Here is a 12,452-nt window from a genome sequence, read left to right as displayed (position 1 = left end):
GCCGCCACATTCGACTTTCACACTTCCGCAGTTCTGGCAAGCTACACTATCTTTGGGCTTCTCTGGGTTATTCACAAATCCAGTTTAGAAGCCCCTTCCTTTGCTCAACCGAATTTTTTATATGACTCGATTCCTCCTTGTGCGCTACGCTGCGGCGCATTACCGCACAACGGTACGAAGTTTGAGCAAGACAGACTGCTTTGCGCCCAGCTCGGGGAGTACCCAGCGGGCATGGGTGTATTCTTCGGGTTTCACTTCGACTTCCTTCTCGACCTCCTTGCCGTTTTCTGTAACACGAACCTTGCGCTTGAGCGGGGGTTTGCCGTAGGTGCGCCCTCCGTCGAAGCTGAACTCTGGAATAACTAAGGTTTCGCCCAACCGGAAAGGCTCGGCGCTCATGGCCAGGTAGGCGGTGCTGGCAGGAATGGGCACGACGAGCGCTACCTGGCGGAGGGGGTTGTCGGTGGTGTTCTGGGCAGTGAGTTGGTACTCGATGATCTGGCCGGGCTTAGCGTCCAGGGCGGCCTCGAGCCTCTCCACCGTGCGCCCTTGCTCTTGCACGCTCAAAACCCTGTAGGCCTTCAAGTCGAGCCGAATATCGCCCCGGGACTGGGCCAGAGCAAAAGTCAGCAACAACCCTAAAGCCACCGTCCACCATTGCTTCACCCTCATGATTCCTCCAATGGGCGTCCCGGCTGTTGAAAACAGACGTAACGCCACTAAGGAAAAGTATAGATGAGGAACCTACCGGCGCCCGGTAAAATGAACAATACCGCCAGTGGGTATTTACACAACCCTTTCAAAACTGGCCAAAAGTTGCTTTGGAAAAGCAAAAACAAACGTAACGCTTTTTTGAAATAAATCTATCCTTTGGGCCTATCTACCAGCCGGTACCCCTGGCCAAAAACGGTTTCGACATAGCGCGAGGCTTTGGGGTCGTCGCCCAGCTTGCGCCGCAGCAGGGCCACATAGCTATCCACGACCCGCTCGTCTACCGCGCTGCCGCGCTCGGCGCCCCAGACCCGCTGCAACAAGCGCTCCCGGCTCCAGACCTCGCCGGGGTTCTGGGCTAGCGTTAGCAGCAAATTGAGTTCGGTGGGGGATAAATCCAGCAGTTGGTTGGCCCTGTAGGCCTGGCGTCGCTTGAGCACAATGCGCAGATCGCCGACACAAACTTCCTCTTCTGGTCGCGCGCGTCTCAACAAGGCCCGTACCCGTGCGACCATCTCCCGCAGGCTCATGGGCTTGGTGAGGTAATCGTCGGCGCCGAGCTCCAAGGCCCGCACGCGCAAGTCTTCCGAACCCTGGGCGCTGGCTACCAGGATGGGCAGGTTCCAGTCGGCCGCGCGCAACTCGCGTATTACCTCGAGGCCCCCCAACCCCGGTAGGCCCAGGTCGAGTACCATCAGGTCGGCTTGCGGCGCCATCTGCACAGCATCCAGGCCGTTGATGGCCAGCATGGTGGAGAAGCCCTCGCGCTCGAGGGCCGATGTGACTAGACGCGCCAATTGGGGATCGTCTTCCACGACCAATATACTTTCCATATACCACTGCAGAGTATACCGAGTTATATTCGCTTTTTTACTTTGTTATTAAGACTTGGACTGATTTCAAGGTAAAACGGCTATCTTGGCTACCATGTTGCGAAACTGAAGAGTTCCAGCGGTAAAAAGGCCGCTTTCCAGCTTGATGCCTATCCAGAGATCGCCGGTGTTGATCCCGTTGGTGAGCTTGTTCCCAGAAAGCAGTAGGGGCTGGGTTGGACTCGAGGTGAAGTTGGCCTTGCCGATTTCCTCAATGGCGGGGTTTTGGTCGCAAAGATATAGACCGTTGGTTTGGGTTGTGCAGGGCTCGGTATCGGCAGCGTAGAAAGTAAAGGAAACGCCCGTTTTGTAGGTCAGGGTGCCCTCCAGGCTAGCCCTGGTTAGTCCTACCGGAGGTTTTTCAAAGCCTTGCTTCACAAAGGCAATTTTGCTCGATTGGATGGCTGCAACATCTATATCAAAATCGCGCAGGGAAACGCTTAGTGGGGCGTTGGAACAGCCCAACAGCAAGCCGATCGCAAGTAGGATGACAACAGGACGCATACTTGTCGAGTTTAAGCCTTGCCTGGAGAATTACATTAGAGGAGTGGCTCTGAAGCGAACACCCTTCGGCCCTCGACCAGGGTAAGCACCGGCCAGCCCTGCAACATCCAGCCTTCCCAAGGGCTGTATTTGGCTTTAGAGGCAAAGGCGGAAGGCTCCACCGGGCGTTGGTTGTTGGGCTGCCACAGCACCAAGCTGGCCTCGGCCCCCTCGGTCAGGTGAATGGGGGAAAACCCCAGTACCCGCCTGGGGCCGTCGGTAAAGCGTTCTATCAAGATGGGCAACGGAAACCCGCGCTTGAGCACCAGCTCGGTGTACAGAAGCGGCCAGGCCACCTCGAGGTTGGGAATGCCAAAAGGGGCCCGCAGCAGATCCAGCTCTTTTTCGTCCTGTGTGTGGGGGGCGTGGTCGGTGCCGACGCAGTCAATGCTGCCGTCCAGGAGCCCTTCCACCAGGGCCTCTATATCGGTCCGGGTTCGCAGGGGTGGAGCTACCTTGTAGATGGGGTTGAGGCTTTCCAGATGTTCATCAGTTAGCGTCAGGTGATGTGGCCCGACCTCCGTGCTGATGGGCAGGCCGTCTTGCTTGCCCTGGCGAATCAGCTCGAGGCCGCGCCGGGTGCTCAGGTGCTGAATGTGCAGCAGGCTTTTTCCCGACCTCAGGGCCTCCATCCCCGGCCCCTGTATCACGTAGCGCACCACCTCCAGGTCTCGAGCAATACGGGCGCTCTCGGCATAGGCCGGGTTGCCCGGTAGCCCCAGCCGGAACGAAACCTTCCCTTCGTGCATGACCCCGCCGCGTCGCAGGCCTGCATCCTCGGCATGCACCGAGACCAGAAGCCCCCACGAAGCGGCGTACTGGAGGCCTTGGGCCAGCACCCCAGCGTCTTCGTTGGTGCGCCCGTCGTCGGTGAGCATAACCGCCCCCGCCTCGCGCAAAAGCCGGGCCTCGCTTAGAATTTTACCCTCCTGCCCCTGGGTTAGGGCGGCAGCGGGGTGGAGCCGGGCACGTCCAATCTGGGCAGCTTTTTCCTTGAGGGCGCGCACAATCTCGGCACTGTCTACCACGGGCGAGGTGTTGGGCATCGAGACCACATCGGTATAGCCTCCCTTGGCTGCCGCCGTGAGGCCGCTTTGCAGGTCCTCCTTTACTTCCTGTCCTGGCTCGCGCAGGTGTGCATGGGGGTCGAAAAATCCCGGTGACAAGACCTTTCCGGTTGCGTCCAGTACCGTTGAGGCATCACCGCCCGTTAGCGACAGAATGCGCCCTTCCCCAATCAGGACATCGGCACTGCCGTGCTCGCCGCGCCCGTCCGCCAGTTTTGCGTTTTTGATTAGGATTTCACCCTTCATGTGGCTCCTTTGGGTCGTGCTGATGGTCGATAGCAAATGGTTAATCGCAAAGGGTGCTCTGCGCTGTCAGCTTTTCTTACCTACCAGCACGTGGTACAGCACAGCCATTCGCACGGCCTGGCCGTTGGCTACCTGCCGTTCCACCAGGCTACGGGGTGAGTCGGCCAGGGTGCCCTCGAGCTCCACATCGCGGTTCATGGGGCCGGGGTGGAGGAGGGGAGCCTGCGGCCTTGCCCAGCGCAAGCGTTCCTCGGTAATCTGATAGCCGGCAATGTACTCCGGCAGCGAGGGCAGCAGCCCCTTGTCCATGCGCTCTTTCTGCAGCCGCAGGGCCATTACCGCATCAGCCTCGGCCAGGGCCTCCTTCAGGTTGGTGGTGAGGGTGGTTCCGGGCAAGCTGCCGGGGAGCAAGGTGGCCGGGCCACAGGCCACCACCTTGGCCCCCAGCATGGGCAGCAGTTCGGCGTTGGAGCGAGCTACGCGGGAGTGCAGAATATCGCCCACAATGGCGATTTTTTTGCCCTCGAGGTCGCCTAGCTTTTCCCGCAGGGTAAAAGCGTCTAGCAGGGCCTGGGTGGGGTGGGCCCGCCAGCCATCCCCGGCGTTGATGACCGGTTTGTGCAGCCAGCGGTGCGCCTGGTGGGGCACTCCGGCGGCGTCGGTGCGAAGGATGTAAGCGTCAATGCCCATCTGCTCGAGCGTCCGCAGGGTGTCCCGGTAGGTCTCACCCTTGGTAGTGGAGCTCACGGCGCCCGAAAAACTCACCACATCGGCCGACATACGCCTGGCGGCCAGTTCAAAGGAGATTCGGGTGCGGGTAGAAGGTTCGAAGAAGACCGTGGCCACCGTAAAACCAGTAAGGGCCGGCACCTTCTTGACCGGACGGGCCAGTACCTCCTGCATCATCTGGGCGGTTTCCAACAGGCTTTCTACCTGAGTGCGTCTCCAGTCCTGGAAGTCGAGCAGGTGTTTTGGGAAGCTCGGGGTGGCGGTCTCGTTCATGATTCTTCCATCTCCCATAGCTCCACAGCATCCTCGCCGTCGTCTTCCTGGGTTTTTACCTTGACCACTTCGCTTTTGGAGGTGGGCAGGTTCTTACCTACGAAATCGGCCCGGATAGGTAACTCGCGGTGCCCTCGGTCTACCAGCACCGCCAGGTAGATGCGGTTGGGGCGGCCCTGGTCAATCAGGGCGTCGAGGGCAGCTCGCGCGGTGCGGCCGGTGTAGAGCACGTCGTCTACCAGCACCACGGCCTTGCCGTTCAGATCGAAGGGGATGCGGGTTTCGCGTACCTTAGGTTGCAGCCCGATTTCGGTCAGGTCGTCGCGGTAGAGCGTAATGTCTAGGATACCCATCGGAACCCGCTTGCCCTCAAACCTCTCCACCAGGTTTACCAGCCTTTGGGCCAGGCTTATGCCGCGGGTATGAATGCCCACAAAGCAGAGGTTGTCGGTGCCCTTGTTCTTCTCGATGACCTCGTGGGCGATGCGGGTCAGGGCCCGGCGGACTTCGTCTTCATTCAGGAGTTTGGACTTGAAGGTCATGGTTGTTCCTCCACGCCCAGCCTACCGCGTTTGGGGCACCATAAAAAATGCGCCCATAACGGGCGCGCAACTTTAGTTTTGGGGGTTGGGGTATGCTTCATTTTCTCTCCTTTCCGACCTCACGGGATCGGGATTAAAGGTGCGGGACTGCTCCCAACCCTTATGCTACGGTGGAGGAGCACAGGCCGTCAATAACTGCGCTAAACTGAGGGCATGCCCAAGGTCAAGGAGGCCACCCTGGACGACCTGATGAAAGAACCCGGCAAGGCCGAGCTGGTCGGTGGGGAGATTGTGCGTATGCCGCCAACTGGATTTCTACCCGGATTCGCTGCGATGGAGATTGTGACCAGTCTTCGGGCTTACGCCCGCAAAGTCCGCAATGGCTATGCGGTGGGTGACAATGTGGGTTTTGCGGTAGATTTGCCCGGACGCAAGAGCTTTAGCCCCGATGCGGCCTATTATGTGGGCCCTCACTCGGGGATGAAGTTCCTGGAGGGGGCTCCGGTATTTGCCGTGGAAGTTCGGAGTGATGGCGATTACGGCAAAAAAGCCGAGCAACAGATGGCTCGAAAACGCGCCGACTATTTTGCGGCGGGTACCCTGGTGGTCTGGGATGTGGACATGCTGGGGGTCGAGGTGGTGCGGGTCTACCGGGCCAGCGACCCCGGCCACCCGACCATTTACCGCCGGGGGGATGTGGCCGAGGCCGAGCCTGCCCTGCCGGGGTGGCGGATGCCGGTGGAGGATTTGTTTCCTTACTATGTCCAGAGCGAAGGCGGTGATGCCTGACCTGCAAACTGCCAGCGGGGAGTGAGCCCATCAGCGGGACAGGTTTATCAGGATTTTTCCTTCCGCATCGTAGAGGGTAAGCCGTCGGCCCACAATGCGGAAGCCCTCCACTTTTTCCAGGGCCTGCAGCACGGCAGTTTCCTGGCGGGCCAGGGCCTCGCTGGGGCAGGCCCGTTTGGTGCTGGCGACAGGGCCAACCTGCAGAGAAAAGTTTTGCAGGCTGTAGCGGGCCGAGAACTGGTTGCAGCCGGTGTTTCCAGCCATGCGGGCCTGGCCAAAGCCAACGGTGGGTTTGCTGCCCTCGGCCACAGAGGCAATGGCGTTGCCGCTGAGGACTGCGGTTACGGTCCACTCACCGAGAATCGCCTGGGGCCGGGCCTGGGACAGGATCAAGAGGGTCTGGCCGGCCTGGTTTTTCATGCGTAGAACACTGCCTTCCAGGCTATAGACCTGAACCTGCCCCAGGGCCTGCAAGTAGGCACGTTCCAAACGGTTAATGGCTTCATCGGGGCAGGCCATCATGGTTTGCATCAGGGGGCCAAAGCGCAGGTTGTCGCCCTCCAGGGTATAGCTGCCCCCAAAGCTGTTGCAGCCGGTCTGGCCGCCGACGCGGTTTTGGGTAAACTCGAGCGTAGCCCCTACCTCCGGCCCTACCTGCACAAAGCGCCCGCCCTGGGCATAGGCGGCCAGCGTCCAGCGGGTGTTCTCGAGGGAAGCTCCCTGGGCCAGGGCCGTACCGAGCAAAATCATCAGATATACAAGACTTTTCATGCTTCACCTGGAAATATTCTAGTAGCAAAAAGTGTGCACCAACTCCTAAAAGCATCAGGTACACTTAATCTCTGGGAGCCTGGGGGCTCTACGGATCGTTATGAGCAAGCGTGTACTGGCGGCCATGAGCGGGGGGGTCGATTCCTCCGTGAGTGCGGCATTGCTCAAAGCCCAGGGCTACGAAGTGATCGGGGCCATGATGCGCTTCTGGCCCGACAACAAGCAAGACGACTGCTTCGAGACCTGCTGCTCGCCCGACGCTGCCTACGAGGCCCGGCGGGTCGCAGACATCATCGGTATTCCCTTTTACCTGCTCGATTACCGCGAAGAGTTTCAGGCCAAAATCATTGACCCTTTTATTGCCGGCTACCAGGCGGGCCAGACCCCCAACCCCTGTGTAAACTGCAACACCCGGGTCAAGTTCGACTCGCTTCTAAAAAAGGCCCGCATGCTGGGCTGCGACTACGTGGCCACCGGCCACTACGTGATTAACCGGGACGGCGGGCTGTACCGGGGCGACCCCAAGAAAGACCAGACCTACTTCCTGTGGGGCACGCCCAAAGAGGCCATTCCCCACATGCTCTTCCCCGTGGGGCACCTGGAAAAGCCCCAGGTGCGGGCCCTGGCCGAGGAGTTTGGCCTGCCCACTGCCAAAAAGCCCGAGAGCCAGAATATTTGCTTTGTACAGGGCGACCTGAAGGACTTTCTGGCCGGTCACATAGTTGCTCGTCCCGGGCCCCTCATCGACCTGGAAACGGGCCAGCAGATTGGGGAGCACAGCGGGGCGCAGTTTTACACAGTGGGCCAGAAAAAGGGCCTGGGCCTGTGGAAGAGCCACCTCGAGCGCTATGTGGTGCAGGTTAATACTGCCACCAACGAAGTGATTGTGGGGCCCAGGGAGGCTTGCTTGTGGGGGGGGCTCGAGGCCCGCGAGGTCAACCTGCTGGTAGAGCCCGCCGACCTGCCTGCGCAGCTTGAGGTACAGGTACGCTACCGCACCAGGGCGGTAGCGGCTTCTGTGCAGGAGATGAGCCCGGGTCGGATGACGATTCGGCTTCTGGAGCCCCAGTTTGCCGTTACCCCCGGCCAGTCGGTGGTGCTGTACCAGGGGGACAGGCTGCTGGGGGGTGGTTTTATCGAGAAGCCGCTGTACAACCTCTGGAATCAAACTTCACATCAATGTTTGCAACACCTCGGTTAGCAGTTTCCGACACTCGATGAAGTATTCCCGCGCGGGCTCGGTGCTTACCTGCGCGATGGTCTGATCCATTTGACTCAGACAAATTTTGCCCATCTGTACCAGAGCTGCATCCAGCGGCTGACCCTGGACAAAGGTGTTGAGAAATACTTCGGTGAGGGAGTCGGGTTCGTAGTGGAGGGCCACCTCGTCGGGGAGGGGTCGGTTTAAGAAGTCGCGGACACGTTGCTCGAGGCTTTTCATCTGGCGCAAGTATACCCGCCCCCAGATTTTGGAGGCGGGCAAAAGGCAGGGGGCTTAATCAAACTTGTTTTGCTGCAGGAAGCTGGTGCTGTTCTGCAGGTCGGGCAGGGCACCGCGTACCTTGCGGATGGCCACGCGGGTGCCTTTATACCAGGGGATGGTGGTCTTGGGATCGGTGTATCCCGGGGTCATGCTGTTGGAAGTGCCGAGGTGGTGGTACTGCAAGGCAAAAATCATACCCGGCCGTACCGAATCGGTAACGTAGACCAGGAACGTACCGTTGCCCTCTTCGTTCCAGACCTGGGCCAGATCCCCGCCACGCAAGCCAAGGCGCTGGGCGTCCTGAGGGTGGATCTCGATGTAGGGCATGGGCAGGGTGTTCATTTTTTCTGGCAGGAAGCGGTCGTTGTACATGGTCTGCCAGATGGCCTGGGCCCGCCCGGTGGTCATCCAGAAGGGGTACTTCTGGGCCTTTTCGCCTTCGAGATACTTGGCGACTTCCTCGGGGTAGCCTTCCCAGTCGTCCGTTCCGTACCAGCTAAACTTGCCGTCTTTGGTGCCAAACTTCACGCTGTAGCGCCGCAGGGTGCCCACCGGTTTGCCATTTTCTACGCGCACCGGGGTACGGATGCCCTGCTGCCCAACCTGGCGCAAGAAGGCGTACGTAACCCCTTTGTAGCACTCGGCAGGAAGGGTGGCTTCCTCGCTGGCCGGGATGGCGTTGTTGGGGTAGGAGTTGCCCCCGTCCAGGAAGACATCCTCGTCGGTGCGCCAGTTCTTGCCAAACTCGAAACGCTTGGCCTCTTCTTCCTTGCCTTCGGCGCGGTACAACTCGGCCATCTTGAGGCCCATTAGCTTGCAGATTTCCCAGTCTTGCTTGGCCTGGCCTGGTGGGTCCATGAACTTTTCGTACAAGCGCAACAAACGGCTGTTGCAGTTTATCGAGGTCTGATTGGCTTCGCCCCAGGCGCTCGCGGGGAGTACCAGATGTGCGTCCTGGGCAGTATGAATCAGATACAAATCCTGCACCACCATGAACAGGCCGTTCGTAGCATCCAGACCTTCCAGGATTTTGGCAACCCACTCCTGCGTGGTACCCGGCTCACCCGACTGCCCCAGGAAGTCCGAGAGGGCCTTGGTGCGTTCGCGGATGCGCTTGCGGAAGAGCTGGTTGTTGGGCGTGGAGAGGTAGGGATTGGTGCCAATGACCCAGTAGAGCTTGCCCTTGCCGTCGGTCAGGTATTTGTCTACGTTAACAGGCGGCCCGCCGTTGTAGATCGAGCCTGGGGTGGGGGAGGGGGGACGCACATAGCCCTCCTGGTGCCCGCCCAGGCGACCGCAGCCGGTACCGGCCCGCCCCACGTTGTTCCCCAGTACCGCCATCTGCACAATGGCCGCAACCTGGTCGTAGTTCTTCATGTTCCAGATGATGCCCTTTTCGTAGATGGTCAGGGTACGACGGGCAAAACCACCGGCCTTGGGTTTGGCAATCCAGTCGGCTGCTTTCTCGATGTCGGCGCGGCGTACCCCGGTGATGCGCTCCACCTCGGCCATGAACTGGGCATAGGGGGTACCGACTTTGAGGCTTTTTTCCTTGTACTCCTCAAACTTGGCCATGTCGGTGCGGGTTTCCAGGAAGCGCTGATCGTAGTACTTGCGCTCCCACATCACCCGCGCGATGGCGTTGGCCAGGATGTAGTCGGTGCCCAGGTTGGGCCTGAGGTGCAAGGTGCGGTCTTTGGCGATATTTTCGGCAATGGTCAGGCTGCTGGTGCGGCGGGGGTCAACCACAATCATGTAGCCGGCCTCGACCGGCTCGCCGCGGCTCAGGTTGCGCTGCTTTTCCTCCAGGGTAGCCCCCTGAATGTTGGGCTGCATGTGCTCGGTGTAGAAGACGCTGGCCGTCTCGTAGGGGTTGGCGCCCCAGAGCACGATGGTATCGGCCAGGCGGGCGTCGATGGCGTCGTAGTTGAGCTCGTGCACGCCCCGCTCGCGGCTACCCCAGACCTCGGAGTTGTAGGCCGGGCGGTTGTGGATGCCGATATGCTTGACGCTGAAGCCCTTGAAGAACAAACTACCCACACCCCAGTTGTTTTCGAAACCGGCTCCCGAGCCGCCGTGATCGAAGGCTTTTACGACAATGTTGTCGTCGTTGCCGTCCTTGTCACGGATGCCCTTGGCAACCCCGGCCAGAATGGCGAGGGCCTCGTCCCAGGTGATGACCTGGAACTGGTCGCCCATGCGCAGCAGGGGGTACTTGAGCCGCTCTTTGGTAGCACGGGCGTCGCTCCAGGTAGCTACCGCGTTGGTAGCCCCGCGCGAGGAATGGTCGCGCTTAAAGTTAATGGGCGAGTCGTTGGCCGGCACGATCACAACGTGGTACTGACGCCCATCCTTGCGGGTCACGATGGAGTGCATGGTCTCCGTATAGACCAGGCCACCCAGGGGGTTCTGCGGGTTGCGCAGGTCCACCCCAAAGGCGTTCTGGTTGGCGGCCAGGCCCCCCTGGGAGCCGACCGGCCAGGTGTATACCTTGTAGCCGCAGCCCACCGTGCAGTACTGGCATACCGTGTTTTTTACTTCTGCATTGGTGGGGGGAATGGGCAGTGCATCTCGACGACCGATATTGGACATGTTCCCTCCCTCAGATGTTGCGGGCCCGGCCCCAGATCAGGCCGTTGACCGCCCTGGCAAAAATATCTCCGTTTTGTGCGATTCCGAGCTGAATTTGCGGCAGTCCGGTACTGGCCAGGCCCTGGTAAACCGCTGCGGCTTTGGCCGGGTCGAACATGGAGTAATGGCAGGGACAGAGAAACCGACCACCCTTGTACTGCACCCCGCAGCCCATGTGGGTGCAGGCGGCCGAGAAGGCCACAATATCCCGCTCGCGGCCCACCCCGCCGATAGCAGGGCGCCCCAGCTTGACAAGAATGCCCTGGGAGCGGGCATCGGGGTAGTTGAAATAGACCGGCTCGTTGTTTTTGAGGTTGTTGACGTTACCAACCTTGATGGCCGGGTAGGTCAGACTGGGGGCGAACCAGAACTGGGCCTTACCCGCACCGGTTAGCGAGGCCATAGTGACCCCACCCAAAACCTGTACGACGCGCCTACGGCTTACAACCATATTTAATTCCTCCTTAGAGGTGTCCATTTGGTACTTTTTGGACAGGTTTTATTATTATCGAACAGTGCTGATGGATGTCAATATCGTGTTGCATCGATGTGCGACACGAGCTGTGATGGCAAATATCAGACCGTTTTGGCCAAAAATGCTGTTGCAGAGGGTTTTCTTTGCGGCGCATCAGTTTGGGTCAGGGCGACAAGTTAGGCTACATATAAGCTCTGCCTTTCGCAAGCCAAAGGAAGTTTTATATTTTGGCCGAAGGGACATACTTTTGTTGAAAAACAGCATGGCTGCAATGAAACGGGTTCTGCCCCTGATTCTGCCCCTATAGATTGCGGTAAGGCCCTAACGCTGGAGGCCTGGCTGGTTTTAAGCTACACTGCCTTTTGTGAACGATGAGCTGGCGATTGCTCGCCTGAAAGCCCTGGCCGACCCAGCACGCTTGCGCTTGGTGCGCCTGCTGGCCGAGCTACCCGACGAGCACACCGTGCGCGACCCCCGCTGCGGTGCAGCTTTGGGGGCTTGCTTCTGTCACTTGCAAGAACGTTTGGGTTTGGCTGCTCCCACGGTAAGCCACCACCTTAAGGTGCTGCGAGAGGCTGGCCTGATTGAAGTGGTAAGGGCTGGGCGCTGGTCGTACTACCGGCTGCAGCCCGCAGGCCTCGAGGGGCTTTTGCACGACCTCGAGACCCTCCGCACCTCCCACCGCTTGCGCCGGCTCGAGCGCGCCCGATGATCCCCACCTCCACCCTCACCTGCCCCTCCTGCCACCGGCAGGAGACCCTGACTATGCCCACCGAGGCCTGCCAGCATTTTTACGTGTGTTCCTACTGCGGCTTCTGGATGCGGCCCAAGCCGGGTGACTGTTGCGTGTTTTGTAGTTACGGCGACGTGCCCTGTCCCCCCAAACAGCAAGAGCAGTCTTGCGCCGAGGGCGGCTGCAGCGCGTGACCAGAAAAACGCACCTTTTTTTGCTACGAATCCAGGCGATAAATAGATAGCCCTTTCCCGGCACCCTTGCTGCCGAATTGCCGGGGCATGCGCTATTGCATGAGCCAGCCCAGGGGTGGTGATACCGGATTCAAAAAGACAGTTCACAAAACCAAAAACACAGAGGCTGTCTTTTTGAATCCTAGAGCACACCCCTCCCTTGAGTACCGGCGCTAGCCGGGGGCCGATGGCCCTTCACTGTCGGTCGGCGAAGAAAGCGTCTCCCTTTCCAAGGGGCGGTATCGCCCTCCGCTACGCGGATAACTTCCAAGGGGCGGTATCGCCCTCCGCTACGCGGATAACTTCCAAGGGGCGGTATCGCCCTCCGCTACGCGGATAACTTCCAAGGGGCGG

General features: G+C 59.7%; 14 protein-coding genes. 4 read left to right on the top strand and 10 right to left on the bottom strand.

The features are described 5' to 3' along the window. Window positions 1-159 precede the first annotated feature (159 nt). From Mhypo_RS15235 to pyrR, 6 genes are all read right to left on the bottom strand, one after another. Window positions 160-672: a hypothetical protein gene (locus Mhypo_RS15235; RefSeq protein WP_119342128.1), complete on the bottom strand. Its 513-nt coding sequence runs from the start codon at window positions 670-672 to the stop codon at window positions 160-162. A gap of 191 nt (window positions 673-863) precedes the next feature. Further along, entirely contained in the window at window positions 864-1,544 is a 681-nt protein-coding gene (locus Mhypo_RS15230; RefSeq protein ID WP_119342127.1) for a response regulator transcription factor, read from the bottom strand. Between the two features lie 66 nt (window positions 1,545-1,610). Then, window positions 1,611-1,961: a hypothetical protein gene (locus tag Mhypo_RS15225; protein ID WP_240637282.1), complete on the bottom strand. Its 351-nt coding sequence runs from the start codon at window positions 1,959-1,961 to the stop codon at window positions 1,611-1,613. Window positions 1,962-2,122: 161 nt separating this feature from the next. Beyond that, entirely contained in the window at window positions 2,123-3,439 is a 1,317-nt protein-coding gene (locus tag Mhypo_RS15220; RefSeq protein ID WP_119342125.1) for a dihydroorotase, read from the bottom strand. A gap of 66 nt (window positions 3,440-3,505) precedes the next feature. Next, window positions 3,506-4,441: an aspartate carbamoyltransferase catalytic subunit gene (locus Mhypo_RS15215; protein WP_119342124.1), complete on the bottom strand. Its 936-nt coding sequence runs from the start codon at window positions 4,439-4,441 to the stop codon at window positions 3,506-3,508. Further along, entirely contained in the window at window positions 4,438-4,983 is a 546-nt protein-coding gene (gene pyrR / locus Mhypo_RS15210) for a bifunctional pyr operon transcriptional regulator/uracil phosphoribosyltransferase PyrR (protein ID WP_119342123.1), read from the bottom strand. Before pyrR ends, Mhypo_RS15215 begins: the two co-directional genes overlap by 4 nt. Before the next feature lie 213 nt (window positions 4,984-5,196). On the opposite strand from pyrR, the gene Mhypo_RS15205 reads away from it, so the two are divergent. After that, window positions 5,197-5,772 (top strand): Uma2 family endonuclease, encoded by a 576-nt coding sequence (locus tag Mhypo_RS15205; protein ID WP_119342122.1) that lies wholly within the window; start codon window positions 5,197-5,199, stop codon window positions 5,770-5,772. 30 nt (window positions 5,773-5,802) lie between these two features. On the opposite strand, the gene Mhypo_RS15200 is transcribed toward Mhypo_RS15205, so the two are convergent. Beyond that, entirely contained in the window at window positions 5,803-6,543 is a 741-nt protein-coding gene (locus Mhypo_RS15200; protein WP_119342121.1) for an META domain-containing protein, read from the bottom strand. A 100-nt stretch (window positions 6,544-6,643) separates the two neighbouring features. Here Mhypo_RS15200 and mnmA point away from each other — a divergent pair, with 100 nt between their 5' ends. Then, complete coding sequence (mnmA, locus tag Mhypo_RS15195; RefSeq protein WP_119342120.1) at window positions 6,644-7,744, top strand: tRNA 2-thiouridine(34) synthase MnmA; 1,101 nt, start codon at window positions 6,644-6,646, stop codon at window positions 7,742-7,744. Here the strand turns inward: mnmA and Mhypo_RS15190 are convergent. From Mhypo_RS15190 to Mhypo_RS15180, 3 genes are read right to left on the bottom strand one after another with little or no spacing between them, the layout of a single operon-like run. Continuing rightward, complete coding sequence (locus Mhypo_RS15190; RefSeq protein WP_147075507.1) at window positions 7,715-7,984, bottom strand: hypothetical protein; 270 nt, start codon at window positions 7,982-7,984, stop codon at window positions 7,715-7,717. The genes mnmA and Mhypo_RS15190 overlap by 30 nt on opposite strands. Before the next feature lie 54 nt (window positions 7,985-8,038). Continuing rightward, a complete protein-coding gene (locus tag Mhypo_RS15185; protein WP_119342118.1) occupies window positions 8,039-10,618 on the bottom strand; it encodes an arsenate reductase (azurin) large subunit in 2,580 nt (859 codons plus the stop codon). A 10-nt stretch (window positions 10,619-10,628) separates the two neighbouring features. Then, window positions 10,629-11,108, bottom strand: a complete 480-nt coding sequence (locus tag Mhypo_RS15180; protein ID WP_240637281.1) for an arsenate reductase (azurin) small subunit — start codon at window positions 11,106-11,108, stop codon at window positions 10,629-10,631. Window positions 11,109-11,496: 388 nt separating this feature from the next. Between Mhypo_RS15180 and Mhypo_RS15175 the strand changes: the two genes are divergently transcribed. Beyond that, on the top strand, window positions 11,497-11,844 hold the full coding sequence (locus Mhypo_RS15175) for an ArsR/SmtB family transcription factor (RefSeq protein WP_119342116.1): 348 nt from the start codon (window positions 11,497-11,499) through the stop codon (window positions 11,842-11,844). After that, on the top strand, window positions 11,841-12,059 hold the full coding sequence (locus Mhypo_RS18770; RefSeq protein WP_119342115.1) for a GDCCVxC domain-containing (seleno)protein: 219 nt from the start codon (window positions 11,841-11,843) through the stop codon (window positions 12,057-12,059). The genes Mhypo_RS15175 and Mhypo_RS18770 overlap by 4 nt, the downstream gene beginning before the upstream one ends. Window positions 12,060-12,452 lie beyond the last annotated feature (393 nt).

This window comes from Meiothermus hypogaeus, from assembly GCF_003574035.1.
Classification (GTDB): Bacteria; Deinococcota; Deinococci; order Deinococcales; family Thermaceae; genus Meiothermus; species Meiothermus hypogaeus.
The sequence above is the reverse complement of the archived record's forward strand: the minus strand, read 5'-3'. Positions and strand labels throughout refer to the sequence as shown.